Genomic DNA, 26,863 nt, shown 5'->3' with positions numbered 1-26,863 from the left:
TTTCAATGCGGACCGAAATTGTACTCTTTTGCGGCGGCGGCGTCCAAGCCGCTCGTTCATGATGCTTTCTATCGGTGCCATCGCCGGCGGCGATCGGCGGGGCTTGGGATCGCCGCCGATGTGCGCCAGAATCACCGCTTTCCCGTTCCGGACCGCCGCATGCCCCGCAAGATCGCCGCCCGCAAGTCCCGTATCCATGGCAATGGCGTGTTCGCCGTACTGCCGCTCAAGAAAGGCGAGCGGGTCATCGAGTACAAGGGCCGCCGCCGCACCCATGCCGAAGTGGACCGCGACGAGGCCGGCGATGTCGAGACCGGCCACACCTTCCTGTTCACGCTCAGCGACGACTACGTGATCGACGCCAACTACGAGGGCAACGACGCGCGCTGGATCAATCACAGCTGCGCGCCGAACTGCGAGGCGGTGATCATCGAGGCCGAAGGCGACGACCGCCGCCTGGACAAGGTGGTGATCGAGACGCTGCGCGCGATCAAGCCGGGCGAGGAGCTGACCTACAACTACGGCATCACCCTGGGCGAGCGGCACACGCCGCGGCTGAAGAAGATCTGGGAATGCCGCTGCGGCTCGAAGAACTGCACCGGCACCATGCTGCAGCCCAAGCGCTGAGCGCGCCTGCACGTGGCCTAGACGCGCGGCTCACGACGCTGCAACCGCGGCGCTCCTAGGGTGACGCTCCCCCTGTAGAGGAGTTTCCCATGAGCACAGCATCTTCCCTGTCCGGCAAGCGCGTCGCGGTCCTGGCCACCGACGGCTTCGAGCAGTCCGAGTTGCAGGAGCCCAAGCGGTTGCTGGAGTCGTGGGGCGCGCAGGTCGATGTGATCGCGCCCGGTGATGCGTCCAGCATCCGCGGCTGGAACAAGAAGGACTGGGGCGACAGCGTGCCGGTCGACACGCGCCTGGAACAGGCCGATGCCGGCGGCTACGACGCGCTGGTGCTGCCGGGCGGCGTGATCAATCCGGACAACCTGCGCACCGAGGCGTCCGCGATCCGCTTCATCCAGGCGTTCGCCAGTGCCGGCAAGCCGGTCGCGGCGATCTGCCACGGCCCCTGGCTGCTGGCCGAAAGCGACCTGGTGCGCGACAAGCAGGTCACCTCCTGGCCGTCGGTGAAGACCGACCTGAGCAATGCCGGCGGTCGCTGGCAGGACGCGGAAGTGGTGGTCGACGGCAATCTGATCACCAGCCGCAAGCCCGACGACATTCCTGCATTCGCCGCGGCGGTGGCCAAGGCGCTGGGCTGAGGTCGGCACCCCTGGCGTGCGCAACGATAAACGGCGGCCTTCGGGCCGCCGCTTTTCTGTAGGAGGGGCTTCAGCCCCGACCGGGGAATGAGGCAGTCGGATCGATCGAGTCGAGAGAAGTGTCGCGGCTGAAGCCGCTCCTACAGGGAGTGCGGCCAGCTCACCGGGTGCACTGTAGGAGCGGCTTCAGCCGCGACAGCATCCGCAGCCCGAGGCTGTCCGCTACCGATTCGGTTCCGGCAGAACTGTCGATCGTCGCGGCCAAGACGCCTTGCGCGACTCGCAGCAAACCAGGGCGCAGTTCTTTCCTCGCGCTGGTCCGAGGCGCGCAACGTCATCGCATCACCTGCAGCAGCACAGCATCACTGCCCGGACAACGCCCCAGCCGGCACCAGCTTGCCGATGTCCTGGTTGAAGTGCACCACCAGCTTGCCGTTCTCCACCGCCGCCGATTCGATCTGCACGTTGCCCATCACCCCGGCCAGCGCCGGGTCCAGCTTGTAGATCGGTTCCTTGCGCGCGTAGTCGTCCAGCCACACGTTGAGCAGTTCGCGGGTGTTGGCGTCGAGCTTGCCGCCGTTGGCGGCCGGGCGGAAGTCGTCGATGGTCGGCGATTGCAGGTGGAAGCCCTGGGTCTGCTGCTCGTAGCGCAGCGCGCTGGTCAACAGCACCGTGCCCAACGGGGTCGGCGCGCCGCCGCCGGTGGCCATGCTCAGGTCGAACTGCATCTTCAGCCGGTCGCCCGGCGGCAGCGACAGCTTGGGATCGCGGATGGTCATCTTGATCAGGCCGCCAAGCGCCTTGTGCGTCTGCGGGAAACTGCCGTCCAGGTACTGCTGCACATCGGCGGCGCCGACGCTGACCTGCTTGCCCTGGATCATGGGTTCGGCCTGCAGTTGCGCCGCGGCGGCGAGAGTCAGCAGCGCGACGGCGCGCAGGGTCGGCAGGCGAAGCTTCATGGTGGGGCGCCTTGGCAGAGTCAGAGGGTCAACATAACCGCAGCGGGTGAATGCGCGATTAGCGAAAGAGGGGCGATGGAGGCGGATCGTGCGTGCCGTGGCGCTGCATCGGCCCGCCACGCGCTGGGAATGCTAACGGAAGATCTCGGCGTTGCCCGCAGCTGTCCCGAGACGCGACAGGCGCAACGTACGGCAAGCGTCGAGCCGGGGCGTCCGCGCACTGCTGCCAGCCTGGCGAACCTGGTCAGGCAAGAGTTGGCACGCGCGGGCAGGGTCCGTCATGCGACGGTTGGCGCCAGCCGCGCCAGGATCGCGTCCAGCGACGGACGCAGCGGTGCCAGCAGCGCTTGGGCCTCGCTGTCGCTGCGCTCGCTCAACCCGCGCAGCAGTTGCGTGCCGACGGTCAGCGCGGCGCGTTCGTCGCCGTGCAGCCCGGGATGGCGCTGCGCCGCCTCGAGCAGGCGCATCCAGTCCTGCCGGCAGCGGGCCTCGAATTCGATGGTGCAGCGGCCGTGGCATTGCAGCCCGTCGGCCTCGATCGGCGTGACGGTGATGCGGTAGCGTTGGGGGGCGGTCATGGGCGTGCGCAGGGGGCGGGTGGTGAACCCAAGATAGGCGCGGTCCGCCGTCGCCACGAGAGGGATGGCCGCGACGCTCTGTTCCAGCGGCTTGTTCCGTGACCGGTTCAGTGCGCTGCGCGCAACAGCGGCAGTGGATCGTAGGCGCCGCCCTCGGCGTAGACCCCGTAGTGCAGGTGCGGCGGCGTGCCGCGTGCATTGCCGCTGTCGCCGACGCTGCCGAGCGAGTCGCCGGCCTCGACCAGGTCGCCGACCTGCAGGCCGGGCGCCCACTCCTGCAGGTGCGCGTAATAGTGGCGTTGCCGGGCCGGCCCCATCACCCAGACCTGGCGGCCGCCGAGGCCGCGGTCCATGACTGCGACCACGATGCCGCGGGTGGCGGACAGCACCGGCGTACCGCGTTTGGCGAAGATGTCTACGCCGGCGTGCTGTCGATCGCGGCCGCGCGGTGCGCCGAACGTGGCCGCGACGCGGCGCGGGTCCACGCCTTGCACCGGCATGTGCAGGGCGCTCGGTGGCGGCTGTCGCGCCAATTCCCAGCCGACCCGCGCGCGCAGCGCCCACGGCTGCCGCCAGGCCCAGGCCAGCGCGAGCGCGATGCAGGCCAGCATCGCGACGCGCAGCAGCCAGCGGCGCAGCCGCCGCGCGGGCGAGGGCGCCGCCGTCATCGCTTACTGGTCGCCCTGGGTCGCGGCCTGTCGTTGCAGGTGCTGCTTCAGTCCGTCGTCGATGCCGAGCTGGCGCGCCAGTTCGTCCAGGTAGCTGCGCTCCATGAAGCTTTGTTCGTCGGCGGCGAGCAGGCTGGCCAGGTACATCTCCGAGGCGATTTCCGGCGTCGTCGCGCCCTGCGCCACCTCGGCCGGATCCAACGGCTTCTCCAGTTCCGCATGCAGCCAGCGCTGCACCTCCTCGTCGCCGTTGAGGCGGGTGAACTCGCCTTCGATCAATTCGCGCTCGCGCGTGTCGATATGGCCATCGGCTTTGGCCGCGGCGACCAGCGCGCGCAGGATGGCCTGGCTATGCTGTTCCACTTCCAGCGGCGGCAGCCGGTCCAGCGTCTGCGGTTCTTCCGGCGCGACGGCGCCGAGCTGCTGGCGCTTGTAGTCGCCGTATGCGCGGTAGGCCATCACCCCGAGCGCGGCCAGGCCGCCGTAGGTGGCCAGCTTGCGCGTGGTGCGGTTCTTGCCCAGCAGCAGGCCGAGCGCGCCGCCGCTCAGGGCGCCCTTGCCGAAGTCGGCATTGAGCATGCCGCCGAGGCCGCCGCCCTTGGCGGGGGAGCCTGTGGTGGCGGACGCACCGGTCTTGGCCATGGCCTGGCCGGCGGCGCCCTGCGCCGATTGCAGCAGTTGGTCGAGAAAGCCCTGTAGCTTCATGCACGCATTTCCTGTCGATGGGAGGCGCAGATATAGCGGGCGCCGCCTTAGCGGCCTGTCAATCCCGCCGCTGGCGGCGGCGAGCGCGCAAAAAAAACGAGACGGCGTGGGCCGTCTCGTCGGGTGTGCTTGCCTGGATCAGGCGTCGCTGCTCAGAGCGCGGCGTCCTTGAGCTTCTTCAGCGGGCGCACCTTCAGCTTGGTGGTGGCCGGCTTGGCGGCGAACCACTGCTCTTCCTTGGTGAACGGGTTGATGCCCTTGCGCTTCGGCTTGGCCGGCACGCTGACGGCGGTGATCTTGAGCAGGCCTGGCAGGGTGAACGAACCGGCGCCCTTCTTGCTGACCGAACCGGCCACGGCCTGCTCGAGCGAGGCCATCACCGCGCGTACGTCCTTGGCGACGACGCCGCTGGCTTCGACGATGTGGGCGACCAGGGCCGACTTGCTCAGGGCTTCCTTGATCGGCTTGGGAGCGGCCGGCTTGGCGGCGGTCTTGGTGGCTACTTTCTTCGCTGCCTTTTTCGGGGCAGCCTTTTTCGCGGTCTTTGCCATGATGTCCTGGTTCCGTAAACGATTGGTGGTTGGGTCGCGCCGACCCCGTCGGCATGGCGAAATGTAGGGCATGTGCTACGCCGCGCCAATAGGCAAACGGCAAAAAACACGGAAAAAAGCTACATGCCGGGTTTTTTTTGCCTCGCCGGGCGGCTTTCGCCCGGAAAAGCGGCGATGCACCGCCGCAAGGTCCGCCTCGATCCGCCTGTTCGCGCCGCGATCTTGGGCTGCCGTAACGCTGCAGGAGCCGCTTGGCGATGCCGGACATCGGGATGCGTGGCGTCCTTTCCAGCGCTCGGCAACCGGGTCTGTCGTTGGCTGTCCTGTTCGATGGCGCGGTGCGTGCGATTGCGATCGAGGCTTCAGCGCGGTCGGCGTGGTCGCTGTATGCACGCGTGCCGCGAGCGGGGAGGGGTGATAGGCGCACAGCAGGTCTGCATGCTTTTGCGCGCAGGCACGAACCGGCAGCGGAGCGGAGGGCATTTGTGCGGGAGTTGACCGATGCGTGCCCGGGGTTCGGCGCGCTGCGCCGCACAAGGCCGTAACGCGTTCTGCCTTATGGTGCCCGCCTCATCCACCGACAGGAGTACCGCATGGGCATTTCGCGTCACGCCACCGCGCATTGGGAAGGCGACCTCAAGACCGGCAAGGGCCAGCTGAGCACGCCGCAGAGCGGGCTGCTGGAAAATGCCCGTTACGCCTTCAGCAGCCGCTTCGGCGACGAGAAGGGCACCAACCCGGAAGAACTGATCGCCGCCGCGCATGCCGGCTGCTTCACCATGGCGCTGTCGGCCAAGCTGAGCGACGCCGGCTTCCCGCCGACCTCGCTGGACACGCGCGCGGAGGTCGACCTGTCGATGGACGGCGGCCCGCAGTTGTCGCAGATCCGGCTCAAGGTCAAGGCGGTAGTGCCGAACATCGAGGCGGCGCAGTTCCGCGCCATCGCCGACGACGCCAAGCAGAACTGCCCGGTGTCCAAGGCGCTGAGCGCCGTGCCGATCAGCCTGGAAGCAGAACTGGGCTGAGCATTTCGAGCATTCCGGCCCGGCGCTCGCCGGGCGTTTTTCGAAGCGGCATCGCGCCGCGCCTGCGCTACCGCAGGCGCGGTGGCTCCCCGTCGCTGCCATGGGAACGGTTCCAGTCGCGGCGTGCGCAAGGGCATCGCGCGTTGCGTTCAAGCGTCAGCTGTCGCCGCGCTAAACAGTCGCCGCGCGCCGGTTCCAATTCAGTCGTGTTTCACCGGCGCGGACCGAGCATGCGGTTGCGCGATCCACGCGCCTGGAATCTTCGACATGAACAAGCTCTCGACCCGTGTTCTGACCGCCGCGCTCGCCGTGGGCGTGGTCGGCTCCGCCGCCGCGCAGGATTACGGCCGCTACGACGACTATCGCGACCGCGGCTATTCTGGCAGCGGCACCTACGATTACGCCCGCGTGGTGCGCGCCGATCCGATCATCGTGCCGGTGCGCGGCCCGCGCGAGACCACCGAGCGCTGCTATGAGCGTCCGGCCTCCGGCGGCTATGTCGAGAACGGCTACCGCGGCGACGGCTACTACAACAGTGGTTACGGCGGCGACGGTTACCGCGGCACCGACGGCGGGCGCAGCGCGGCCACGGTGGTCGGCGGCATCGCCGGCGCGTTGCTGGGCAGCCGCGTCGGCGGCGGCAACGGCCGTTTCGTCGGCACCGCGGTCGGCACCATGGTCGGCGGCCTGGCCGGCCGTTCGATCTACGACAGCAACGCCCGCACCACCGTGCAGACCGGCTCGGTCAGCGTCTGCGAACCGGTCGCGTACCGCAGCGAAAGCTACGACCGGGTGGACGGCTACGACGTGACTTACGAATACGGCGGCCGCTATTACCACACCCGCAGCGCGCAGCGTCCGGGCGACCGTATCCGGGTCCGCGTCGACGTGCTGCCCGACTGATCGGCCAAGACGCCTCGCCGGAGGCGTCGCTCTCCAGTCTGCCGCGACCATCGCGAGGTCGCGGCCGACGCTCCAAAGGCCGCCATGCCTGCCGCTGCAGACTGGCGGCCTTTCCCATCGGCTCAGCGCCAGTCGATATGGCCGTCGATGACGGTCTGCACCTGGCCGCCCGACCAGACCTCGCCCGCGTCGTCCACGCGCAGCGTCAGCAAGGCGTCGTGGCCGACCTCGCGGCCCTGGCTGACCACGTAACGGCCGCCGTGGCCGGGCAGCACGGCGCGATGGTCCAGCCATGCCGCGAGCACCGCGTTGGCGGCGCCCGACGCGGCGTCCTCGAAGCGGCGGCCGTTGCCGACGAACGCGCGTACCGCCAGGTCGTAGGCGCGGCCGTCGGCCCGGGCGTAGGCGAACACGCCCATGCTGGCGGTGCTTTCGGCCAGCGCGGCGATCGCCTCCCAGTCCGGCGCCAGGCCGCGCAGTGCGGCTTCGTCGGCGATCTCGACCAGCCACCAGCAGCGGCCGCCATCCATGCGCACCGGCGGTTGTGCGCCCAGCGTCCAGCCGGCCAGCGCGGCGGCCAGGCGCGGATCGGCGGCGGCGATCTCCGCGACCTGTGCGCGCGGGGTGCGGATCGCGATGCTGCGCACGCCGTCGGCCACGTCCACGCGCAGCGGCAGCAGCCCGGCGATGCCTTCCTGCACCAGCAGGCCGTCGCGGGGCGCGGCGATGCCGACCTCCAGCACCGCGTGCGCGGTGCCGACGCTGGGGTGGCCCGCGAACGGCACCTCCTTGTGCGGACTGAACATGCGGATGCCGTAGCTGGCGCCCGGCTGCGTGGCCGGGAACACGAAGGTGGTCTCAGGCAGCCGCGTCCAGCGCGCGATCGCCTGCATCGCGGCGTCGTCCAGGCCCTGCGCGTCCAGCACCACCGCCAGCGGGTTGCCGGCGCCGGGGCGCGGGGAGAACACATCCAGTTGCAGGAAACGGCGCGCGGTCATGGCTGGGGCTCGGGTGCGGGGGAGCGCAGCTTAGCAATGGAGGGCGCACGCACGCTGGACATCGGCGCGCAACGGGCGTTCCCGGCAGGCGCAGGAGCGTTGCGCATGACATAGAATCGCAGGTTCCGCCCGGCGTTCCGGGCCTCTTTCCCTCCACCAGACCCCACACACGAAATGTCATCTTCCCCCCACGTCGATCGTTGGATCGTCCTCAAGTTCGGCGGCACCTCGGTGTCGCGTCGTCATCGCTGGGACACGATCGGAACGCTGGCGAAAAAACGCGCCGACGAGACCGGCGCGCGGGTGCTGGTGGTGGTGTCGGCGCTGTCGGGGGTGACCAATGAGTTGACCGCGATCGCCGACGGCAGCACCGACGGCGCGCAGCGCGTGGCCGCGCTGGAGCAGCGCCACCGCGAGTTCCTGGGCGAACTGGAGCTGGATGCGGAGGCCGTGCTCGGCGAACGCTTGGCGGCGCTGCGCGGCTTACTGGACGACCCGCGCGCGGCGGCCCGCGCGCTGGACTGGCAGGCAGAGGTGCTGGGCCAGGGCGAGTTGCTGTCCTCGACGCTGGGCGCGGCCTACCTGCGCGCCAGCGGCCTGGATGTCGGCTGGATGGATGCGCGCCAGTGGCTGGACGCGCTGCCGCCGCAGCCGAACCAGAGCGAGTGGTCCAAGCGCCTGTCGGTGTCCTGCCAGTGGCAATCCGACGCCGCCTGGCGCGAGCGCTTCGTCGCCCAGCCGGCGCGGATGCTGATCACCCAGGGCTTCATCTCCCGGCATCAGGACGGCGGCACCGCGATCCTCGGCCGCGGCGGCTCGGACACCTCGGCGGCCTACTTCGGCGCGCTGCTCGGCGCCAGCCGGGTGGAGATCTGGACCGACGTGCCGGGCATGTTCAGCGCCAACCCGCGCGAAGTGCCGGACGCGCGTCTGCTGACCCGGCTGGACTATTACGAGGCGCAGGAAATCGCCACCACCGGCGCCAAGGTGCTGCACCCGCGCTCGATCAAGCCGTGCCGCGACGGCGGCGTGCCGATGGCGATCCTGGACACCGAGCGCCCCGAGCTGCCCGGCACCAGCATCGACGGCAACGCGCGCACCGTGCCCGGGGTCAAGGCGATCAGCCGCCGCAACGGTATCGTGCTGGTGTCGATGGAAGGCATCGGCATGTGGCAGCAGGTCGGCTTCCTGGCCGACGTGTTCGCGCGCTTCGCCAAGCACGGCCTGTCGGTGGACCTGATCGGCTCGGCCGAGACCAACGTCACCGTGTCGCTGGACCCGAGCGAGAACCTGGTCAATACCGACGTGCTGGCGGCGCTGTCGGCCGACCTGGCGGAGATCTGCCGGGTCAAGATCATCGTGCCGTGCGCGGCGATCACCCTGGTCGGGCGCGGCATGCGTTCGCTGCTGCACAAGCTCTCGGACGTGTGGGCCACGTTCGGCAAGGAGCGCGTGCACATGATCTCGCAGTCGTCCAACGACCTGAACCTGACCTTCGTCATCGACGAGGCCGATGCCGAGGGCCTGCTGCCGATCCTGCATGCCGAGCTGATCGACAGCGGTGCGATGCCGGTGGAGGAGACCGAGGTGTTCGGACCGCGCTGGCGCGAGATCACCGGCAGCGTGCGTGCGCGGCCGACGCCGTGGTGGCACGCCGAGCGCGAACACCTGCTGCGCCTGGCGCAGGCCGGCACGCCGCGCTATGTCTACCATCTGCCGACCTTGCGCGAGCGTGCCCGCGCGCTCAAGGCGATCGCGCCGATCGACCAGCGCTACTACGCGATCAAGGCCAATTCGCATCCGGCGATCCTGGAGGCGCTGGTCGCCGAAGACTTCGGCCTGGAATGCGTGTCGCACGGCGAACTGCGCCGGGTGTTCGACACCTTGCCGGAGCTGTCGCCGCGGCGCGTGCTGTTCACGCCCAGCTTCGCGCCGAAGGCCGAATACGAAGCCGCGTTCGCGCTGGGCGTGACCGTCACCGTCGACAACGTCGAACTGCTGCAGCGCTGGCCGGAGCTGTTCCGCGGCCGCAGCCTGTGGCTGCGCATCGACCTGGGCCACGGCGACGGCCACCACGAGAAGGTCAACACCGGCGGCAAGGCGTCCAAGTTCGGGCTGTCTGCCACGCGGGTGGACGAATTCGTCGAGGTCGCGCGCACCCTGGACATCCGCATCGTTGGCGTGCACGCGCACCTGGGCAGCGGCGTGGAGACCGCGCAGCACTGGCGGCGCATGTGCGACGAGCTGGCCGGCTTCGCGCGCCGCATCGGCAGCGTGGAAGTCATCGACATCGGCGGTGGCCTGCCGATCGCGTACAGCGCCGACGATGAGCCGTTCGACCTGGACGCCTGGGCGCAGGGCCTGGCCGAGGTCAAGGCGGTGCATCCGGCGTTCCGCCTGGCGGTCGAGCCGGGCCGCTACCTGGTCGCCGAGTGCGGCGTGCTGCTGACGCGCGCCACCCAGGTGATCGACAAGGACGGCATCCGCCGGGTCGGCCTGGACGCGGGCATGAACGCGCTGGTGCGCCCGGCGCTGTACGACGCCTGGCACGACGTCGCCAACCTCAGCCGCCTGGACCGCGACGCCGATGCGGTGTTCGACGTGGTCGGCCCGATCTGCGAATCCAGCGACGTGTTCGGCAGGCGCCGCCGGCTGCCGGCCGCCACCGCGGCGGACGACGTGATGCTGATCGCCGACGCCGGCGCCTACGGTTACGCGATGGCCAGCACCTACAACCAGCGCGAGCTGCCGCGGGAGGACGTGATCGATGCGCCTGCAGACTGAGTTCATCGCGCTCAGTGCCGTCGCCGGCGGCGCGGCGATGATGTTGGCCACCGCGGCCGATCAGGCGGGCACGAGCCTGCCGTTGCAGTGGGCCGACAGCCTCAAATGGCTGCTGCCTGCGCTGATCGCAGCAGGGGCGGGCGCATGGTTGGCGTGGCGCTGGCAAGGCCGGTGGCCTGCCGGCCGTGCGGGCGCGATGGCATTGCGCACGGTGCTGCTGGGTGCATGCAGTTATGTGCCGGCGCTGACGTTATATCTCGTGGTGGTGTTCGCGGCGTCCGCCGATGCCACGCACGGGAGTTCGAACTGGGAGCTGTTTCCGCTGGCGCTCCTGTTCGGCTGCCTGCCATGGCTATGGGCGGCGTTGCCGTTTTCCATGATCGAATTTTTCCTGTGCCGACGCTACTTGCGTCGCACGCGCGTTCTTGCAGGTAGTCCATGACCGCTTTCGACAAACAACAGATCACCACCTTCCGCTTCGTGCGCTGCGCGTTCGACGCCGACAGCGGCGTCGCGCACCTGGTCTATGCCTTCGACCAGGGCCCGGAGCTGGTGGAGACGATCACCGTGCCCGGCGCGCCGTTCGTATTGGATGCGCAGCGCGCGCAGGCGGTGCAGCGCGCGCTGCGCCTGCTGCACCTGATCGCTGGGGTCAGCTACTACAAGGCCGCGGTGCCGCCGCGCATCGCCATCGACGACTACGCGATCGACGCCGAGACCGCCGCGCTGCTGGACAGCGTGTACCTGCACGGGCTGGGCGAGTTCGCCTACCGCAACGGGCTGGATCTGCGCGAGCGGATCCGTTTTCCGGCGAACGCAGGCAACGAGCAGGACGCTGCGGCGCTCGGCCTGCGCACGCATGCCTTGGTCGCGATCGGCGGCGGCAAGGATTCGCTGGTCAGCATCGAGGCGCTGCGCGCGGCCGGCGTGGAGCAGACCGTGGCCTGGATCGGCGGTTCGCAGCTGATCCGCGCCTGCGCCGAGCGCACCGCGCTGCCGACCCTGAACATCGGCCGCGCGCTGGCGCCGGAGCTGTTCGAACTGAACCGGCAGGGCGCGTGGAACGGGCATATCCCGGTGACCGCGGTGAACTCGGCGATCCTGGTGTTCGCCGCGCTGCTGCACGACGCCGGCCAGGTGGTGTTCTCCAACGAGCATTCGGCCAGCTACGGCAGCCAGATCGCCGGAACCGGCGAGGTCAACCACCAATGGTCCAAGGGCTGGGCATTCGAGCAGGCGTTCGGCGCCCACGTGCAGCGTTACGTGGCCGCGGACCTGCGCTACTACTCGTTGCTGCGCCCGCTGTCGGAGCTGGCGGTGGCGCGGCAGTTCGCCAAGAACGACCACTACGACGCGCATTTCTCCAGCTGCAACCGCAATTTCCACATCCTCGGCGAACGCCCGGCGCACCGCTGGTGCGGGGTCTGCCCGAAGTGCCATTTCGTGTTCCTGGCGCTGGCGCCGTTCATGCCGAAGACGCGGCTGGTACGGATCTTCGGTCGCAACCTGCTCGACGACGCGGCGCAGGCGCCGGGCTTCGACGCGCTGCTGGAGTTCCAGGACCACAAGCCGTTCGAATGCGTCGGCGAGGGCCGCGAATCGCGCGCGGCGATGGCCACGCTGGCCGCGCGCGCCGAATGGAAGGAAGACGCGCTGGTGGCGCGCTTCATCCGCGAGATCCAGCCGCAGCTGGACGCCGGCGACCTGCGCGTGGAGCCGTTGCTGACGCTGGACACGCAGCACCGCGTCCCGGCCGAACTGTGGGAACGCGTGCGTGCGAATTTCGCAGCTTGAGGGCCTGCGGGTCGCGCTGTGGGGCTGGGGGCGCGAGGGGCGGGCGGCATATCGCGCGTTGCGCGCGCGGGACTCGGGACTCGGCACTCGGGACTCGATAGCAGCGCTGCCGCTAACGGTGTTCTGCTCGGCTGACGAAGCCGCCGAGGTCGCGGCGTTGCACGATTCCGAGTTGCAGGTGGAAACCGAAGCCAGCGCCGAGCGCCTGGCGGCGTTCGACGTGGTGATCAAGTCGCCGGGGATCAGTCCGTATCGGCCTGAGGCGCAGGCCGCCGCGGCGCGCGGGACGCGCTTCCTCGGCGGCACGTCGCTGTGGTTCGCCGAGCACGCGGATGCCAACGGCGTGGTGCCGGGCAGCGTCTGCATCACCGGTACCAAGGGCAAGAGCACCAGCACCGCGCTGCTGGCGCATCTGCTGCGTGCCGGCGGCCACCGCACCGGCCTGGTCGGCAACATCGGCCTGCCGCTGCTGGAAGTGCTGGCGCCGCCGCAGCCGCCGCAGTACTGGGCGATCGAGCTGTCCAGCTACCAGACCGGCGACGTCGCGCGCAGTGGCGCGCGGCCGCAGCTGGCGCTGGTGCTGAACCTGTTCCCGGAACATCTGGACTGGCACGGCAGCCAGCAGCGCTACGTCGAAGACAAGCTGGCGCTGGTGACCCAGGCGCGGCCGCGCATCGCGCTGCTCAATGCCGCCGATCCGCAGCTGGCGGCGTTGGCGCTGCCCGACAGCGAGGTGCGCTGGTTCAATCGCGAAGACGGCTGGCACATGCGCGGCGATGTCGTGCACCGCGGCGACGTGGCGGTGTTCGACAGCGCGCGGGTGCCGCTGCCGGGCCGGCACAACCGCGGCAACCTGTGCGCGGTGCTGGCGGCGATCGAGGCGCTGGGCCTGGACGCGGCGGCGCTGGCGCCGGCCGCGGCGGATTTCCGGCCGTTGCCGAACCGGCTGCAGACCCTGGGCGAGCGCGACGGCATCGCCTACGTCAACGATTCGATCAGCACCACCCCGCACGCCACGCTGGCGGCGCTGGACTGCTTCCGCGGACGCCGCATCGCGCTGCTGGTCGGCGGTCACGACCGCGGCCTGGACTGGCAGGACTTCGCCGCGGCGATGCGCCACGGCGCGCCGCTGGAGATCGTCACCATGGGCGGCAACGGCCCGCGCATCCACGCGCTGCTGGCGCCGCTGGCTGCCGGCGGCGGCTTTGGGCTGCACGCCGCGGCGGATCTGCCGGCGGCGGTGGCGTTGGCGCGCGACGCGTTGGGCGAGGGCGGCGGCGTGGTGCTGCTGTCGCCGGGGGCGCCGAGCTTCGGCGCCTACCGCGACTACGTGGCGCGCGGCCGCCATTTCGCCGAACTGGCCGGGTTCGACCCGGAGGCGATCAGCGCGATCCCGGGCCTGGGGATCGCCTGAGCTGGTTGCGCCTGGATCGGGCCGGTATGCGCGCGGCTTGCCAGGCGCCGTGCCTGGAGCACCTCGATCGAGATGATGTTGGTCTATGGGAGCGACTCCGGGTGGCCTCGGGTCATCAGTCGCGACGGGCATTACCGATAAAGCCCGTCGCGACTGAAGTCGCTCCCACAGTAGACTGCCGGCTGGTCCCAATGGGAGAGACGCGATGCGCACTCGTTCGATGCGGTGGATCGGCGTGCTGGGCCTGGCCTTGGCGCTGCCGCTGCCGGCGCTGGCCGCGATGCAGGCCAAGCCGGTGGAATGGAAGGTCGGCAAGGACAGTTTCAGTGGCGTACTGGTCTACGACGATGCCGACAGCGACAAGCGTCCCGGCCTGGTGATGGTGCCGAACTGGCGCGGGGTCAACGCGTCGGCGATCGACAAGGCCAAACAGCTGGCCGGCGACGACTACGTGGTGCTGCTGGCCGACGTCTACGGCAAGGGCAAGCGCCCGGCCAACGACACCGAGGCCGGGCAGTTCGCCGGTGCGCTGAAGAAGGATCCGGCGACGCTGCGCGCACGCGCCTTGAAGGCGATCGAAGTGCTCAAGGCGCAGGCCGGCAAGGCGCCGCTGGACGCGTCGCGGATCGGCGCGGTCGGTTTCTGCTTCGGCGGCACCACGGTGCTGGAACTGGTCCGCGCCGGCGCGCCGCTGGCCGGCGTGGTCAGCCTGCACGGTGGCCTGTCCACGCCGTTGCCGGCAGCCGCGGGCAGCGCGAAGTCGCCGCTGCTGGTGCTCAACGGCGCCGACGACAAGAGCGTGAGCCGCGACGACATCGCCGCCTTCGAGCAGGAGATGAACGGCGCCGGTGCCGACTGGCAGTTCGTCAACTTCAGCGGCGCCGTGCATTGCTTCGCCGAGGCCGACGCGAACAGCCCGCCGGGCTGCCAGTACAACCCGCGCGCGGCCAAGCGTGCCTATCGCATGCTGCACGACTTCTTCGAGGAGCGGTTTGGTGAGTAGCCGGGATTGGTGATTCGGGATTCGGGATTCGCAAAAGCGTATCCCGCCTTCCAGCGAGTCACCCACCCAGGATTGTGGTCAGGGATGTGCGCTGACAGCCGTTCGGCTGTCGAACTCGGCAGAACGCTACCAAGCTGCTTCTGCGAATCCCCACTCCCTAATCCCGGCTTTCCACAGCCGAATGGCTGGTCATCCCGTCCGGCGCGCACAGCACGCCGGATCAGTGCCTGCGTTCGATCGCGTAGCGGGCCAGTCCGCGCAGCGCGGCCAGGGCTTCGCTTTCCGGCAGGCCGTCCAGCGCACGTTCGGCGGCGGCGGCGTATTCGGCGGCGCGGCGCCGGCTGTAGTCGAGCCCGCCGCTGGCCTGGATCGCCGACAGCACTTCCGGCATCGCCTCCGCATCGCCCTGTTCGACGATGTGGCGCAGGCGTTGGCGGGTGGCAGCGTCGGCGTGCGCCATCGCGTGGATCAGCGGCAGCGTGGCCTTGCCTTCGGCCAGGTCGTCGCCCAGGTTCTTGCCCAGGTCGGCGGCATCGGCGGTGTAGTCGAGCACGTCGTCGGCGATCTGGAACGCGTAGCCCAGGTGCATGCCGTAGTCGTACAGGCGCTGCTGCACCTCTTCCGAGGCGCCCGAGGCCAACGCCCCGAGCCGGGTGCCGGCGGCGAACAGCACCGCGGTCTTGCGCTCGATCACCCGCAGGTAGGCGGCCTCGTCGGTATCCGGGTTGTGCACGTGCAGCAACTGCAGCACTTCGCCCTCGGCGATGCGGTTGGTGGTGTCGGCGAGCAGCCGCATCACCGCCATGCTGTCCAGCTCGACCATCAGCTGAAAGCTGCGCGAGTACAGGAAATCGCCGACCAGCACGCTGGGCGCGTTGCCCCACAGCGCGTTGGCGGTGCTGCGGCCGCGGCGCAGGTCCGACTCGTCGACCACGTCGTCGTGCAGCAGGGTCGAGGTATGGATGAACTCGACGATCACCGCCAACTGGTGGTGCATCGGCCCGCCGCCGGCGCAGGCGCGCCCGGCCAGCATCACCAGCATCGGCCGCAGGCGCTTGCCGCCGGCGGAGACGATGTGCTCGGCGATCTGGTTGATCAGCACCACGTCCGAGGCCAGACGGCGGCGGATCAGGGCATCGGCGGCGCTCATGTCGGGCGCGGCCAGCGCCTGGATCTGAGGCAGCCCCAGGGCGGGGCGGAGGTCTTCGGCGAGGCTCATGCGGTCGGACTAGGGGGAGTGCAGGGATTATAGGCCACCCCGGTGAGGGCTCGCCTGACGCCTGAACCAGGAGAAGGCTGATATCCGTCGCCAGCCCGGTATAATTCACTGTCTGTGCCCGTTTCCGAGCGGGCGACCCTATCCGACATGCCCGCGCCCGAGCGGGTTCACCATCCCGAACGGAAGAATTCCATGGCCCGCGGCATCAACAAAGTCATCCTCGTCGGCAACCTCGGCAACGATCCCGACACCAAATACACCCAGGCCGGCATGGCGATCACCCGCATCAGCCTGGCCACCACCAGCGTGCGCAAGGATAAGGACGGCAACCAGCAGGAGCGCACCGAATGGCACCGCGTGGTGTTCTTCGGCAAGCTCGGCGAGATCGCCGGCGAGTACCTGCGCAAGGGCAGCTCGGTCTACGTCGAAGGCTCGATCCGCTACGACAAGTACACCGGCCAGGACGGCGTGGAGAAGTACTCCACCGACATCGTCGCCGACGAGATGCAGATGCTCGGCGGCCGCGGCGAAGGCGGCGCTGGCGGTGGTGCCGGCATGGGCGGCGATCGCCCGCAGCGCTCGGCGCCGCCGCGCCAGGACCGCCCCAACCAGGGCGGCGGTGGTCAGGACTACGCCCCGCGCCGCCAGCAGCCGGCGCCGCAGCAGTCCGCGCCGATGGACGATTTCGCGGACGACGACATCCCGTTCTGAGCAACACCTGCCACAAGTGTCGATAGAGATCTGAAGAGCCCCGTTTTACGGGGCTTTTCTTTTCTCAATGATTTCCGTGAAAAAAGCGCATCAAGGCGCCATCGCCTGGGTAGACGCGCAGGCTGCCATCGTGCGTGTCAAAGGCGCTCTCATGCAGCACGTAGCCGCAATCCAGGTGCCCGTATGGCGTGTCGGGCAAGTTCTTTCGGAGTAGTGCCCACTCCATCGGCCAGCTCGAACGCGGCGTGGAGCCACGGTTTCCCATGCTTCGCCTGCATGGCAGGCCATGGTTCATGGCTTCCAGTCGCCTTTCGCTGCACATCTAGTAGCTCACCTCCGTACGCCGCCCAAAATTCCAATACCGTCATGCAGCGATGGCGCGCAAGGTGTTGTGCTTTGCAGCATGGCTTTTCGTGCACTGCGTCTTGCAAAAAAACGATTGCCTCCTTTATGGTGCAATCGATTGCATTGCGGCGAATCCTCAGTGTTTGAACCGGTTGGGAGGCCGGGAAGCGGATGTCTATCCATTCGATCGGACCGGCGCCGGCCTCTGGGTTCACGAGGCGAGACGCGCTGCGCGTTGCCGTCGCCGGGAGCCTTGGCCTGGGCGCTGCGGGCATGCTGCCCGCGTTTGCCGCTGCCACGCCGCTCAAGGGCAAGCTGAAGCATTCCGTCTGCCGCTGGACGTTTCCGCAGCAGTCGATCGCCCAGCTTTGCCAGACGGTGAAGGGTATCGGTTTCGCCGCCATCGATCTGGTTGGCCCGGCGGATTGGCCCACGCTGAAGGCGAATGGCGTGCACAGCTCGATGTGCAACGGCGCGGAGATGGGCTTGGACAAGGGCTTCGCCGGCAGCCAGTTCCACGACCAGCTGGTCGAGCGCTACACGCGGCACATCGACCTGGTGGCCGACGCCGGCTATCGCAACCTCATCTGTTTTTCCGGCAATCGCAACGGCATGGATCCCCAGGAAGGCATGGCCCACGCCGAAGCGGGACTCAAGCGCATCCTCGGGCATGCCGAGAAGCGCGGCGTCGTGCTGGTGATGGAGCTGCTGAACTCCAAGGTCGATCATCCCGACTACCTGTGCGACCACTCCGCGTGGGGCGTGGAGCTGTGTCGGCGGATCGGCTCGGATCATTTCGGCTTGCTGTACGACATCTACCACATGCAGATCATGGAGGGCGACATCATCGCCACCATCGGCAAGCATCATGCGTTCTTCAAGCACTACCACACCGCGGGCGTGCCTGGCCGGCACGAGATCGGAGACGATCAGGAACTCCACTATCCCGCCATCTGTCGCGCGATCCGCGATACCGGTTTCGATGGCTATCTGGCGCAGGAATTCATTCCTACGGCGCCGGATCCCGTCGGCTCGCTGCGCGAGGCGATCCGCCTCTGCGACGTCTGAAACGATATCCACCCAGGTGAAGTAGAACCCATGGCAGACAATCACTACGACGCCATCGTCGTCGGCTCGGGAATCAGTGGCGGTTGGGCGGCGAAGGAACTGACCGAGAAAGGTCTCAAGGTCCTGATGCTGGAACGCGGACGCAACATCGAACACGTCAAGGACTACGTCAACGCGATGAAGGAGGCGTGGGATTTCCCGCACCGCAACCGGCCGACCCAGGCGATGAAGGCCGACTATCCGGTGTTGATGCGCGACTACGGCCTGGTCGAGAACCTGCAGGGCATGTGGGCCAACGAAAAGGAATCGCCCTACACCGAGACCAAGCGATTCGACTGGTACCGCGGCTATCACGTGGGCGGTCGCTCGCTGATGTGGGGACGGCAGAGCTATCGCCTGTCGGACCTGGATTTCCAGGCGAACCTCAAGGACGGCATCGCCACCGATTGGCCGATCCGTTACGCCGACATCGCGCCCTGGTACGACTACGTGGAGAAGTTCGCCGGCATCGCCGGCACGCGCGAGGGCCTGGACGTGTTGCCCGACGGCGAGTTCCTGCCGCCGATCCCGTTGAACATCGTCGAGAAGGACGTGGCCGCGCGGATCAAGAAGGCCTTTGGCGGGACCAGGCACCTGATCCACTCGCGCACCGCCAACATCACCGAGCCCAAGGTCGAGCAGGGTCGCGTCAACTGCCAGTATCGCAACAAGTGCATCCTGGGCTGCCCCTACGGCGCGTACTTCTCGACCCAGTCGGCGACGCTGCCGGCGGCCATGAAGACCGGCAACCTGACCTTGCGGCCCTTCTCGATCGTCAAGGAAGTGCTCTACGACAAGGACCGCAAGCGTGCGCGGGGCGTGGAGATCATCGATGCCGAGAGCGGGCAGACCTATCAGTACACGGCCAACGTGATCTTCCTCAACGCGTCCTCCTTCAACTCGACCTGGCTGCTGATGAACTCGGCCACCGATGTCTGGGAAGGCGGGCTGGGCTCTTCGTCCGGCGAGCTTGGGCACAACGTGATGGACCATCATTTCGGCGCCGGCGCCGCCGGCCGGGTCGAGGGCTACGACGACAAGTACTACTTCGGCCGGCGTCCCTGCGGCTTCTACATTCCCCGTTTCCGCAACGTCGCCGCGGACAAGCGCGGCTACCTGCGCGGGTTCGGCTACCAGGGCGGCGCCAGCCGCACCGGGTGGTCGCGCGAGATCGCCGAGCTGAACATCGGCGCCGACCTGAAGGACGCGCTGACCCTGCCGGGCGACTGGCGCATCGGCATGACCGGATTCGGCGAAATGCTGCCTCACCACGACAATACGATTCGCCTGGACCTGCAGCGCAAGGACAAATGGGGGCTGCCGGTGCTGGCGATGGACGTGTCCCTGCGCGCGAACGAAAAGGCCATGCGCAAGGACATGGCCGCCGACGCCGCCGAGATGCTGGAGGCCGCCGGGGTCAAGGACGTGCAGATGCACGATGACGACTACGCCCCGGGCAAGGGCATCCACGAGATGGGCACCGCGCGCATGGGCCGTGACCGCAGCAACTCCGTGCTGAACCAGCACAACCAGGTCTGGGACGCGCCGAACGTCTACGTCACCGACGGCGCCTGCATGACCTCCAGCGCCTGCGTGAATCCCTCGCTGACCTACATGGCGCTGACTGCACGGGCAGCGGACCATGCGGTGCGCGAGCTGAAAGCGGGGAACCTGTGATGGAACGCCGCGAACTGCTGAAGATGATCCTCGCCGCCACGGGCGCGGCCATGATCGGCCTGCCCGCGCTCGCCCAGGGACAGGCGCCGGCCGCGGGGGCGAAGCACGCCTTCTCCGCCGCCGATGTCGGCACGCTGGACGAGATCGCCGAGACCATCCTGCCGCGGACCAAAACGCCGGGGGCGAAGGACGCCGGCGTAGGCGTGTTCATGGCGCAATTCGTCACCGATTGCTATACCGCCAAGCAGCAGGCGGCATTCCGCGCCGGCCTGGTCGAGATCGACAAACGCGCCGGCGGCCGCTTCGTGTCGCTCACGCCGCAGGCGCGCACCGAGCTGCTGCGCACCCTGGATGCAGAAGCCAGGAAACACGTCGTCGAAGTGGCCGACACCGGCACCGCCAAAGTGGCGGGCGCGATGCCGCATTACTTCACGATGATCAAGCAGCTGACCATCTTCAGTTTCTTCACGTCGAAGATTGCCGCGACCGAAGTGCTGCAGTACGTCGCCGTGCCGGGTCGCTACGACGGCGACCTGGCCTATGCCCCCGGTACGCCTGCCTGGGCGACCAACTGATGGACCGCGAGGATTCGCCCATGCGCCACTTCCCCGGGAACACCCTGACCAGCCCCTTCCTGATGGCGGCCTGCCTGCTGGCCGCGGCGCCCGCGTTCGCGCAGGCCGGCGGCGACCCGTCGCGCGATCCGGCGAAGACCGAGGCGTGGAAGCCCGTGCCCGCGGTCGTGGCCACGCCCGCGGGCCGCGCGCCCTCCGACGCGATCGTGCTGTTCGGTGGCAAGGATCTCTCGGCCTGGGAGTCGGAGCAGGGCGGACGCGTGCCCTGGAGCGTCGCCGGCGGCGCGCTGACCGTGGTGCCGGGGAGCAAGGGCATCCGCACCAAGCAGCGCTTCTGCGACATCCAGCTGCATATCGAGTGGCGCACGCCCACCGCGACCCGGGGCTTCGAAGGCCAGCAGCGGGGCAACAGCGGCATCTTCCTGCAGGACCTGTATGAGCTGCAGGTGCTCGACAGTTACAACAACACGACCTATGCCAACGGCCAGGCCGGCTCGATCTACAAGCAGGCCATTCCGCTGGTGAACGCCTCGCGTGCGCCGGGCGAGTGGCAGGCCTACGACATCATCTGGAAGGCGCCGCGCTTCTCGCAGGGGGGCGGGCTCATTTCGCCCGCCCGCATCACCGTCCTGCATAACGGCGTGCTGGTGCAGGACGACACCGTGCTGGCGGGCAAGACCGAATACATCGGCGCGCCGTCGTACTCGCCGCATGCGTGCGCGCCGATCTCCCTGCAGGAGCACGATTCCAAGGTCAGCTACCGCAACATCTGGGTGCGCGAGCTGTAGCGCCGGCGCGTAGCTGGTGCCGGCGTCCTATTGCGCCAGGAAGCTGGCGATGTCGTCGACGTCCTGTTGCGACAGCTGGGGAAAGGGCGGCATCAAGCCGCCGCCCTTGCTGATCTTCTCCTTGATTTGCGCCGATTCCAGCCGCTTGCCCACGTCGGTGAGCGCGGGGAATGCGCCCGGGACGCCCGCGCGATCGGCGCCGTGGCAGGCCGTGCAGTTCGTTGCGTAGAGCTGCGCGCCGGCCGCAGGGTCGTCCTTGGACCACGCCGTCGTCGCAAGCGTCGTCCCCAGTAGAACCGAGGCGGCTGTCAGGATCGTTCTCAAGCGTGACTCCTTCGCGTGCTAGCGATGTGCGCTGGCGGGCAGGCTGGCGGGCAGGTGTTCGCGCAGGTACTCGGCACCGGTCTGGACGACCGCGGCCGGATCGCGCGGACGGTCGTGCTCGATGATGTACCAGCGCACGCCGGCACCTGCCGCGGCAGGCAGGATCGCGTTCCAGTCCAGGACGCCCCGGCCCACGGCGGCAAAGCCACCCTCGTCCTCGGCCTGGCCTTTCGGTGCATTGTCCTTGGCGTGTACCGCGAACATGCGGCCCTTGAACTTGGCCAGCATCGCCGCCGGGTCGTAGCCCGCGCGCGCGACCCAGGCCAGGTCCAGTTCGGTCTGCAGGTCGGGGCCGGCCGCTGCGAACAGCAGTTCCAGGCCGGTCTTGCCATTGAAGTCGACCAGCTCGAAGTCGTGGTTGTGGTAGGCCAGATGCATGCCCTTGGCCCGCACCCGCGTCGAGAGTTGGCCCAGTTCCTTGCCCAATGCGGTCCAGCCCGCGGCATCGGTCGGCCGGTCCTTCTCGTCCAGGTAGGGCACCACCAGCGTCGTGTTGCCGATCGACCGGTTGAAGGCCACCACGCTATCCAGATCCTTGCGCAGCTCGGCCAGTTGCACGTGCGACGAGATCGCCTTGATCGCATACCTGTCCAGCAGCCGCTTGAGTTCCACAGCGCTGACGTTCTGCGTGCCGACCGTTTCCACCGCGCCCACGCCCGCGTCGTGGACGATCTTCAACTGTTGGTCGAGAGAGCCGGCGTCGCGCAGCGTGTACATCTGCACCGCAATGGGTGTTTGCGGGTCAGCGGCGTCGCGTGCGAAGGCGGGCAGGGCAACGAGCAGCAGCAGTGCGAGAGTGGCGGTTCTGCGTGTAGGGGTGTTCATCAAGAAGTTCTCCCGGGATTCAACCGATGGATGTCCAGGCGCGCGTCCTGGCCGATGCGATGACGCGATCGACGATCAGCGCCGAGCGCACGCCGTCCTCGAAGGTGGGCAGGCCTTCCGGCCGCTCGCCTTCGATGGCGCGATAGGTGTCGGCGACAAACGCCTCGAAGCAATCGCCGTAGCCCTGTGCGTGCCCGGCCGGCAGCACCGCCAGCCGGCGTTGTTCGGCACTGCCGGCGCCCGGCCCGCGCACGAAGATTTCCTCGCGCTGGTCGGGCCGGCCGATCCACAGCCGTTCGGCGTCCTCCTGGTCGAACGCCACGCTGGCGTTGGCGCCATCGATCTCGAACCACAAGCGATTGCGGCGTCCCGCCGAGACCTGGCTGACCGTCAACGAGGCCAGCGTACCGGCGCCGGTTCTGAACATCGCCGCGGCCACATCCTCGCTCGCTACGGCCTGCATTGCGCCGCCCGCCGCCGGCGTGGTGAAGCTCTGCCCGGTGATGGCGCCGCGCTCGGCGATCACGGTGGCGAACGCCGCGCTGACCTCGACGAACCGCTCGCCGCCGACCCATTCCACCAGGTCGCACCAGTGCGAGCCGATGTCGGCGAACACGCGCGACGCGCCACCCAGTGCCGGGTCCACGCGCCAGTTGTTGCTGGCGGGGTCCAGCAGCCAGTCCTGCAGGTAGCTGCCGTGGATCAGGCGCAGCGGCCCCAGTTCGCCCTGCGCGATGCGTGCGCGTGCCTCGCGGACCACCGGGTGGTAGCGGTAGACGAAGGGTACCGTGGCGACCAGCCCGGTCGCGGCGGCCAATGCCGCCAAGGCCTGGGCATCCTGCAACGTGGTGGCCAGTGGCTTCTCGCAGATCACGTGCTTGCCGGCTTGCAGCGCCGCCTGCGCCATGGCGCGGTGCAGATGGTTGGGCGTGCAGACGTGCACGACCTGCACCTGCGGATCGGCGACCACCTCCTCGATGTCGCGATAGGCGCGTGGGACGTCCCACGACTGCGCCACCTCGCGTGCGCGTTGCGGGGAAGAGGCGGCGACGCCGCGGACCTGGGCACCGGCCAGCAGCGCTGCGCGCCGGTGCACGGCGCCGATCATGCCGGTGCCGACGATGGCGATTCCAAGCTTGCTCATCGGGTGGGGTTCTCAGGGTGTGGAGGGCGTGGCCGCGACGACTGGCCGGTCGCGGAACAGCAACAGGAAGGCGACCAGCACGACCAGCGCCACGCCCGCCGGGAACAGCCAGATCTGCTGCCAGTCCGGGCCGGCCGCCGTGGTGTAGTGCTCCACCACCGCGCCGGACAGGAACGTGCCGATCAACATGCCCACGCCGTACGTGGCCAGGGTGATGAACCCCTGCGCGCTGCTGCGCGCGGCGGGGCCGGCATGCGCATCGGTGTAGATCTGGCCGGTGACGAAGAAAAAGTCGTAGCAGATGCCGTGTAGCACGATGCCGATCACCAGCAAGGAGAAGCCGCCGCCCGCATCGCCGAAGGCGAACATGGCGTAGCGCACTACCCACGCGGCCATGCCCACCGCCAGCATGGTCTTGACCCCCAGCCGCACGAACAGGAACGGCATGGCCAGCATCAGCAGCACTTCGGAGACCTGGCCCAGCGACTGCAGGCCGGCCGCGCCGCGCACGCCCAGATCGTTGAGATACGGGTTGGTGAAGTTGTAGTAGAACGCCAGCGGGATGCAGATGGCGATGGACGCCAGGAAAAACACCAGATAGGAGCGCGACTTCAGCAGCCGCAGCGAGTCCAGCCCCAGCATCTGCCCCAGCCCGGCGTCGCGCTGTTGCGCCAGCGGCGGCGTGTGCGGCAGGGTGAAGGCATACAGGCCCAGGGCCAGCGATGCCAGCGCCGCCATCCGGAAGGTCAGCTCGAGCCGGTGCGCCTGTTCCCAGCCCAGCCAGCCGATCAGCACGCCCGCCACGATCCAGCCGACGCTGCCGGCTACCCGCACCAGCGGGAATTGTTTCTCAGGCGATTGCATGTGCCGCATCGCCACGCTGTTGGCCAGTGCCAGCGTCGGCATGAACAGCAGCATGTAGCCCATGACGCAGGCGGAGAACATGCCGAAGCTGGTCGCCGTGGACGCCAGCCACATGAGCACCGCACCGGCGAGGTGCAGCACCGCGAGGATGCGCTGCGCCGCGAAGTAGCGATCGGCGATCAGGCCGACCAGGAACGGCGCCACGATGGCGCCGATGGACTGGCTGAGGAAGGCCGTCGCCACCTGGCTCGCGCTGGCCTGCAGGGGACCCTGCACCAGGTACGTGCCCAGGGTCACGAACCATGCCCCCCAGATGAAGAACTGCAGAAACATCATCGCGCCCAAGCGCGACATGGTGTGCGTCATGGCTTCCCCTCCCAGGGCGGTATTGGCTCAGGTCCCCAGCATGCGGCGCAGCGATTCCGGATCGGCGCCGCTGTCGGCAAAGTCGTCGAAGGCGCGTTCGGTCACGCGGATGATGTGGTCGCGGATGAACGCGGCGCCCTCGCGTGCGCCGTCTTCCGGATGCTTCAGGCAGCACTCCCACTCCAGCACCGCCCAGCCCGGGAAATCGTATTGCGCGAACTTCGAGAAGATCGCCTTGAAGTCGATCTGGCCATCGCCGAGCGAGCGGAACCGCCCCGGACGATCGATCCAGTCCTGGTAACCGCCATAGACGCCGCTGCGCGCACTGGCGCGATACTCCGCGTCCTTGACGTGGAAGATGCCGATGCGCGCGTGGTACCGGTCGATGAAGCCCAGGTAGTCCATCTGCTGCAGCAGCAGGTGGCTGGGGTCGTACAGGATCTTGGCGCGCGGGTGATGGTCGACCACCTCGAGGAAGCGCTCGAAGGTCGCGCCGTCGTGCAGGTCCTCGCCCGGGTGGATCTCGAAGCACAGGTCCACGCCGCAGGCGTCGAACGCATCCAGGATGGGGCGCCAGCGGCGGCCGAGTTCGGCGAAGGCTTCGTCCACCAGGCCCGGCGGACGCTGCGGCCAGGGATAGAAGTAAGGCCAGGCCAATGCACCGGAGAACGTGGCATGCGCTGTCAGCCCCAGCCGCTGGCTGGCCTTGGCGGCCAACAGCAGCTGCTCCACCGCCCAGGCCTGGCGGGCGGCGGGATCGCCGCGCTTGTCCGGCGGTGCGAAGCCGTCGAACAGGGTGTCGTAGGCGGGGTGGACGGCGACCAGCTGCCCCTGCAGGTGGGTGGACAGCTCGGTGATCTGCAGGCCGTGCCCGGCCAGCATGCCGGCGACGTCGTCGCAATACGCCTGGCTCTGCGCAGCCTGGGCCAGATCGAACAGGTGGGGCGCGCTGGTCGGCACTTGTACGCCAGAATAGCCCAGGCCCGCAGCCCACCCGGCCAGCGTGTCCAAGCGATCGAAGGGAGGGTTGTCGCCGATGAACTGCGCCAGGAACAGCGCTGGACCCTTGAGCGTTTTCAACGTGATTCGCCTCGATGCAATCGATTGCATTTATCCTAGCATGGGGCTTCCGCAAGAGCCGTTGTGCACTGCACAGCAGAAAGAAGAACGAACGTCATGGCAACCATTTACGACATCGCAAAGCACGTCGGCGTCTCCGCCGGCACGGTGTCGCGCGCGCTGTCCCGGCCGGAAAAAGTCCTGCCGGCCACGCGCACGCGCATCGAGCAGGCCGCCGCCGCGCTGGGCTATGTCCCCAACACGGTCGCCAGGACGCTCAAGACCCAGCGCAGCGGCAAGATCCTGGTCACCGTCCCGGACATCGCCAATCCATTCTTCGCGCAGATCCTGCAAGGCGCGGAGGAAGCGGCGCAGGCCGTCGGTTACGCCGTCCTGCTGGGCGATACCCAGCACCAGCCCGACCGCGAGGAGCGCTACGCGCAGATGCTCCGGCGCAACGAGGCGGACGGCCTGATCGTGCTGGGGCACCGCCTGCCGCCGACGGCGCGCGCGATCGTCAAGCAGCTGGGCGCCGCCGCGCCGGTGGTTAACGGCTGCGAGTTCGACCCGGCGCTGGGCATCCCCAGCGTCCACATCGACAACGCGGCCGCCGCGCGCGCCGTGATGGAACATCTGTATGGGCTGGGGCACGAGCGGATTGCCGTGGTGGGCGGCCCGCCCGACAATCCCCTGCACCAGCAACGGCTGGAAGGGGTCCGGGCCGCCGGCAAGGCGCGCGGCCGCCTGCGCAACCTGAGCGTCGTGCCGGGCGATTTCTCCGTGGAATCCGGCCATGCGGCCGCGATGGCGCTACTGGCCCGCGCGCCCGTGCCGACCGCGATGTTCTGCTTCAGCGACCAGATGGCGTTGGGCGCCCTGGCGGCCTGCCGGGACCTGGGCATTCGCGTGCCGGACGACCTGTCCATCGTCGGCTTCGACGACCTGGCATCGTCCAGTTACCTCACGCCGCCATTGACGACCATCCGGCAACCCATGCGGGAGATCGGCGTCCGCGCGGTCAACCTGCTGCTCGCCATCATCGAGAATGTGGACGTGCCGCTTCAGCAGACGCTGGATTTCAGCTTGATGTTGCGCGGGTCGACGGGTGCGCCGAGGGATAGGTGACGTCGCCGCGCTGCGACGTCGCCGGCCGTG

At 68.6% G+C, this 26,863-nt stretch carries 27 protein-coding genes; 15 read left to right on the top strand and 12 right to left on the bottom strand.

Annotated elements, in window-relative coordinates:
- The first annotated feature begins 159 nt into the window (after nt 1–159).
- Together NUG20_RS14760 and NUG20_RS14755 are read left to right on the top strand one after the other, a co-directional pair.
- Nucleotides 160–627, top strand: coding sequence for an SET domain-containing protein (locus NUG20_RS14760; RefSeq protein ID WP_145701832.1), 468 nt, complete (start codon nt 160–162; stop codon nt 625–627).
- A gap of 89 nt (nt 628–716) precedes the next feature.
- The gene (locus NUG20_RS14755; protein ID WP_263395207.1) at nt 717–1,262 is read left to right on the top strand and encodes a type 1 glutamine amidotransferase domain-containing protein; all 546 of its coding nucleotides are present in this window, start codon (nt 717–719) and stop codon (nt 1,260–1,262) included.
- 362 nt (nt 1,263–1,624) lie between these two features.
- On the opposite strand, the gene NUG20_RS14750 is transcribed toward NUG20_RS14755, so the two are convergent.
- The 5 genes from NUG20_RS14750 to NUG20_RS14730 all read right to left on the bottom strand — a co-directional run bounded on the left by NUG20_RS14750 (nt 1,625) and on the right by NUG20_RS14730 (nt 4,723).
- Nucleotides 1,625–2,143: a DUF1439 domain-containing protein gene (locus NUG20_RS14750; RefSeq protein ID WP_263398492.1), complete on the bottom strand. Its 519-nt coding sequence runs from the start codon at nt 2,141–2,143 to the stop codon at nt 1,625–1,627.
- Nucleotides 2,144–2,499: 356 nt separating this feature from the next.
- Nucleotides 2,500–2,799 (bottom strand): DUF3861 family protein, encoded by a 300-nt coding sequence (locus NUG20_RS14745; protein ID WP_263395206.1) that lies wholly within the window; start codon nt 2,797–2,799, stop codon nt 2,500–2,502.
- Between the two features lie 107 nt (nt 2,800–2,906).
- Nucleotides 2,907–3,467: a M23 family metallopeptidase gene (locus NUG20_RS14740; RefSeq protein WP_263395205.1), complete on the bottom strand. Its 561-nt coding sequence runs from the start codon at nt 3,465–3,467 to the stop codon at nt 2,907–2,909.
- Between the two features lie 3 nt (nt 3,468–3,470).
- Complete coding sequence (locus NUG20_RS14735; RefSeq protein WP_263395204.1) at nt 3,471–4,172, bottom strand: tellurite resistance TerB family protein; 702 nt, start codon at nt 4,170–4,172, stop codon at nt 3,471–3,473.
- 152 nt (nt 4,173–4,324) lie between these two features.
- The gene (locus NUG20_RS14730) at nt 4,325–4,723 is read right to left on the bottom strand and encodes an HU family DNA-binding protein (RefSeq protein ID WP_263395203.1); all 399 of its coding nucleotides are present in this window, start codon (nt 4,721–4,723) and stop codon (nt 4,325–4,327) included.
- 593 nt (nt 4,724–5,316) lie between these two features.
- On the opposite strand from NUG20_RS14730, the gene NUG20_RS14725 reads away from it, so the two are divergent.
- Nucleotides 5,317–5,748: an OsmC family protein gene (locus NUG20_RS14725; RefSeq protein ID WP_263395202.1), complete on the top strand. Its 432-nt coding sequence runs from the start codon at nt 5,317–5,319 to the stop codon at nt 5,746–5,748.
- A gap of 267 nt (nt 5,749–6,015) precedes the next feature.
- Nucleotides 6,016–6,651 (top strand): glycine zipper 2TM domain-containing protein, encoded by a 636-nt coding sequence (locus NUG20_RS14720; RefSeq protein ID WP_263395201.1) that lies wholly within the window; start codon nt 6,016–6,018, stop codon nt 6,649–6,651.
- Between the two features lie 122 nt (nt 6,652–6,773).
- On the opposite strand, the gene NUG20_RS14715 is transcribed toward NUG20_RS14720, so the two are convergent.
- On the bottom strand, nt 6,774–7,649 hold the full coding sequence (locus NUG20_RS14715; protein ID WP_263395200.1) for a PhzF family protein: 876 nt from the start codon (nt 7,647–7,649) through the stop codon (nt 6,774–6,776).
- A 174-nt stretch (nt 7,650–7,823) separates the two neighbouring features.
- Between NUG20_RS14715 and NUG20_RS14710 the strand changes: the two genes are divergently transcribed.
- From NUG20_RS14710 to NUG20_RS14690, 5 genes are all read left to right on the top strand, one after another.
- Nucleotides 7,824–10,433 carry a bifunctional aspartate kinase/diaminopimelate decarboxylase gene (locus NUG20_RS14710; protein ID WP_263395199.1) on the top strand — a complete coding sequence of 870 codons (2,610 nt, stop codon included), beginning with the start codon at nt 7,824–7,826 and terminating at the stop codon, nt 10,431–10,433.
- Nucleotides 10,417–10,875 carry a hypothetical protein gene (locus NUG20_RS14705; protein ID WP_263395198.1) on the top strand — a complete coding sequence of 153 codons (459 nt, stop codon included), beginning with the start codon at nt 10,417–10,419 and terminating at the stop codon, nt 10,873–10,875. Before NUG20_RS14710 ends, NUG20_RS14705 begins: the two co-directional genes overlap by 17 nt.
- Nucleotides 10,872–12,227, top strand: coding sequence for a UDP-N-acetyl-alpha-D-muramoyl-L-alanyl-L-glutamate epimerase (murL, locus tag NUG20_RS14700; protein WP_263395197.1), 1,356 nt, complete (start codon nt 10,872–10,874; stop codon nt 12,225–12,227). The genes NUG20_RS14705 and murL overlap by 4 nt, the downstream gene beginning before the upstream one ends.
- Nucleotides 12,208–13,641 (top strand): UDP-N-acetylmuramoyl-L-alanine--D-glutamate ligase, encoded by a 1,434-nt coding sequence (gene murD, locus NUG20_RS14695; protein WP_263395196.1) that lies wholly within the window; start codon nt 12,208–12,210, stop codon nt 13,639–13,641. Before murL ends, murD begins: the two co-directional genes overlap by 20 nt.
- Before the next feature lie 205 nt (nt 13,642–13,846).
- A complete protein-coding gene (locus NUG20_RS14690) occupies nt 13,847–14,644 on the top strand; it encodes a dienelactone hydrolase family protein (RefSeq protein WP_263395195.1) in 798 nt (265 codons plus the stop codon).
- A gap of 220 nt (nt 14,645–14,864) precedes the next feature.
- On the opposite strand, the gene NUG20_RS14685 is transcribed toward NUG20_RS14690, so the two are convergent.
- Nucleotides 14,865–15,863 carry a polyprenyl synthetase family protein gene (locus NUG20_RS14685; protein ID WP_263395194.1) on the bottom strand — a complete coding sequence of 333 codons (999 nt, stop codon included), beginning with the start codon at nt 15,861–15,863 and terminating at the stop codon, nt 14,865–14,867.
- 192 nt (nt 15,864–16,055) lie between these two features.
- Here NUG20_RS14685 and NUG20_RS14680 point away from each other — a divergent pair, with 192 nt between their 5' ends.
- From NUG20_RS14680 to NUG20_RS14660, 5 genes are all read left to right on the top strand, one after another.
- Nucleotides 16,056–16,574, top strand: coding sequence for a single-stranded DNA-binding protein (locus tag NUG20_RS14680; RefSeq protein ID WP_263395193.1), 519 nt, complete (start codon nt 16,056–16,058; stop codon nt 16,572–16,574).
- 516 nt (nt 16,575–17,090) lie between these two features.
- Entirely contained in the window at nt 17,091–17,987 is an 897-nt protein-coding gene (locus NUG20_RS14675) for a hydroxypyruvate isomerase family protein (RefSeq protein ID WP_263395192.1), read from the top strand.
- A 30-nt stretch (nt 17,988–18,017) separates the two neighbouring features.
- On the top strand, nt 18,018–19,703 hold the full coding sequence (locus NUG20_RS14670; RefSeq protein ID WP_263395191.1) for a GMC oxidoreductase: 1,686 nt from the start codon (nt 18,018–18,020) through the stop codon (nt 19,701–19,703).
- Entirely contained in the window at nt 19,703–20,278 is a 576-nt protein-coding gene (locus NUG20_RS14665) for a gluconate 2-dehydrogenase subunit 3 family protein (protein ID WP_263395190.1), read from the top strand. The genes NUG20_RS14670 and NUG20_RS14665 overlap by 1 nt, the downstream gene beginning before the upstream one ends.
- 62 nt (nt 20,279–20,340) lie before the next feature.
- Nucleotides 20,341–21,066 carry a 3-keto-disaccharide hydrolase gene (locus tag NUG20_RS14660; RefSeq protein ID WP_263398491.1) on the top strand — a complete coding sequence of 242 codons (726 nt, stop codon included), beginning with the start codon at nt 20,341–20,343 and terminating at the stop codon, nt 21,064–21,066.
- A gap of 27 nt (nt 21,067–21,093) precedes the next feature.
- On the opposite strand, the gene NUG20_RS14655 is transcribed toward NUG20_RS14660, so the two are convergent.
- The 5 genes from NUG20_RS14655 to NUG20_RS14635 are packed head-to-tail and all read right to left on the bottom strand — an operon-like array spanning nt 21,094 to nt 25,729.
- Nucleotides 21,094–21,390: a c-type cytochrome gene (locus NUG20_RS14655; RefSeq protein WP_263395189.1), complete on the bottom strand. Its 297-nt coding sequence runs from the start codon at nt 21,388–21,390 to the stop codon at nt 21,094–21,096.
- Nucleotides 21,391–21,408: 18 nt separating this feature from the next.
- Nucleotides 21,409–22,275, bottom strand: a complete 867-nt coding sequence (locus NUG20_RS14650; RefSeq protein ID WP_263395188.1) for a sugar phosphate isomerase/epimerase family protein — start codon at nt 22,273–22,275, stop codon at nt 21,409–21,411.
- 19 nt (nt 22,276–22,294) lie between these two features.
- Nucleotides 22,295–23,419, bottom strand: a complete 1,125-nt coding sequence (locus NUG20_RS14645) for a Gfo/Idh/MocA family protein (protein ID WP_263395187.1) — start codon at nt 23,417–23,419, stop codon at nt 22,295–22,297.
- A gap of 12 nt (nt 23,420–23,431) precedes the next feature.
- Entirely contained in the window at nt 23,432–24,649 is a 1,218-nt protein-coding gene (locus NUG20_RS14640; protein ID WP_263395186.1) for an MFS transporter, read from the bottom strand.
- Between the two features lie 27 nt (nt 24,650–24,676).
- Nucleotides 24,677–25,729 (bottom strand): sugar phosphate isomerase/epimerase family protein, encoded by a 1,053-nt coding sequence (locus NUG20_RS14635; protein WP_263395185.1) that lies wholly within the window; start codon nt 25,727–25,729, stop codon nt 24,677–24,679.
- Between the two features lie 96 nt (nt 25,730–25,825).
- Here NUG20_RS14635 and NUG20_RS14630 point away from each other — a divergent pair, with 96 nt between their 5' ends.
- Entirely contained in the window at nt 25,826–26,833 is a 1,008-nt protein-coding gene (locus tag NUG20_RS14630; protein WP_263395184.1) for a LacI family DNA-binding transcriptional regulator, read from the top strand.
- Nucleotides 26,834–26,863 lie beyond the last annotated feature (30 nt).

Origin of the sequence: Xanthomonas sp. CFBP 8443 (genome assembly GCF_025666195.1) — a bacterium.
In the GTDB taxonomy this organism is placed as follows: domain Bacteria; phylum Pseudomonadota; class Gammaproteobacteria; order Xanthomonadales; family Xanthomonadaceae; genus Xanthomonas_A.
Note: the sequence above shows the minus strand (reverse complement) of the source record. Positions and strands in the feature narration are given on the sequence as shown.

Bases quoted from the DNA above. Each gene is read 5' to 3' on its own strand.
- NUG20_RS14685 (WP_263395194.1), bottom strand. From the start codon at position 15,863: ATGAGCCTCGCCGAAGACCTCCGCCCCGCCCTGGGGCTGCCTCAGATC.
- NUG20_RS14750 (WP_263398492.1), bottom strand. From the start codon at position 2,143: ATGATCCAGGGCAAGCAGGTCAGCGTCGGCGCCGCCGATGTGCAGCAG.
- NUG20_RS14760 (WP_145701832.1), top strand. From the start codon at position 160: ATGCCCCGCAAGATCGCCGCCCGCAAGTCCCGTATCCATGGCAATGGC.
- NUG20_RS14725 (WP_263395202.1), top strand. From the start codon at position 5,317: ATGGGCATTTCGCGTCACGCCACCGCGCATTGGGAAGGCGACCTCAAG.
- NUG20_RS14670 (WP_263395191.1), top strand. From the start codon at position 18,018: ATGGCAGACAATCACTACGACGCCATCGTCGTCGGCTCGGGAATCAGT.
- NUG20_RS14735 (WP_263395204.1), bottom strand. From the start codon at position 4,172: ATGAAGCTACAGGGCTTTCTCGACCAACTGCTGCAATCGGCGCAGGGC.
- NUG20_RS14710 (WP_263395199.1), top strand. From the start codon at position 7,824: ATGTCATCTTCCCCCCACGTCGATCGTTGGATCGTCCTCAAGTTCGGC.
- NUG20_RS14640 (WP_263395186.1), bottom strand. From the start codon at position 24,649: ATGACGCACACCATGTCGCGCTTGGGCGCGATGATGTTTCTGCAGTTC.
- NUG20_RS14715 (WP_263395200.1), bottom strand. From the start codon at position 7,649: ATGACCGCGCGCCGTTTCCTGCAACTGGATGTGTTCTCCCCGCGCCCC.
- murL (WP_263395197.1), top strand. From the start codon at position 10,872: ATGACCGCTTTCGACAAACAACAGATCACCACCTTCCGCTTCGTGCGC.
- NUG20_RS14730 (WP_263395203.1), bottom strand. From the start codon at position 4,723: ATGGCAAAGACCGCGAAAAAGGCTGCCCCGAAAAAGGCAGCGAAGAAA.
- NUG20_RS14720 (WP_263395201.1), top strand. From the start codon at position 6,016: ATGAACAAGCTCTCGACCCGTGTTCTGACCGCCGCGCTCGCCGTGGGC.
- NUG20_RS14665 (WP_263395190.1), top strand. From the start codon at position 19,703: ATGGAACGCCGCGAACTGCTGAAGATGATCCTCGCCGCCACGGGCGCG.
- NUG20_RS14705 (WP_263395198.1), top strand. From the start codon at position 10,417: ATGCGCCTGCAGACTGAGTTCATCGCGCTCAGTGCCGTCGCCGGCGGC.
- NUG20_RS14650 (WP_263395188.1), bottom strand. From the start codon at position 22,275: ATGAACACCCCTACACGCAGAACCGCCACTCTCGCACTGCTGCTGCTC.
- NUG20_RS14630 (WP_263395184.1), top strand. From the start codon at position 25,826: ATGGCAACCATTTACGACATCGCAAAGCACGTCGGCGTCTCCGCCGGC.
- NUG20_RS14660 (WP_263398491.1), top strand. From the start codon at position 20,341: ATGGCGGCCTGCCTGCTGGCCGCGGCGCCCGCGTTCGCGCAGGCCGGC.
- NUG20_RS14675 (WP_263395192.1), top strand. From the start codon at position 17,091: ATGTCTATCCATTCGATCGGACCGGCGCCGGCCTCTGGGTTCACGAGG.
- NUG20_RS14745 (WP_263395206.1), bottom strand. From the start codon at position 2,799: ATGACCGCCCCCCAACGCTACCGCATCACCGTCACGCCGATCGAGGCC.
- NUG20_RS14690 (WP_263395195.1), top strand. From the start codon at position 13,847: ATGCGCACTCGTTCGATGCGGTGGATCGGCGTGCTGGGCCTGGCCTTG.
- NUG20_RS14740 (WP_263395205.1), bottom strand. From the start codon at position 3,467: ATGACGGCGGCGCCCTCGCCCGCGCGGCGGCTGCGCCGCTGGCTGCTG.
- NUG20_RS14755 (WP_263395207.1), top strand. From the start codon at position 717: ATGAGCACAGCATCTTCCCTGTCCGGCAAGCGCGTCGCGGTCCTGGCC.
- NUG20_RS14680 (WP_263395193.1), top strand. From the start codon at position 16,056: ATGGCCCGCGGCATCAACAAAGTCATCCTCGTCGGCAACCTCGGCAAC.
- NUG20_RS14645 (WP_263395187.1), bottom strand. From the start codon at position 23,419: ATGAGCAAGCTTGGAATCGCCATCGTCGGCACCGGCATGATCGGCGCC.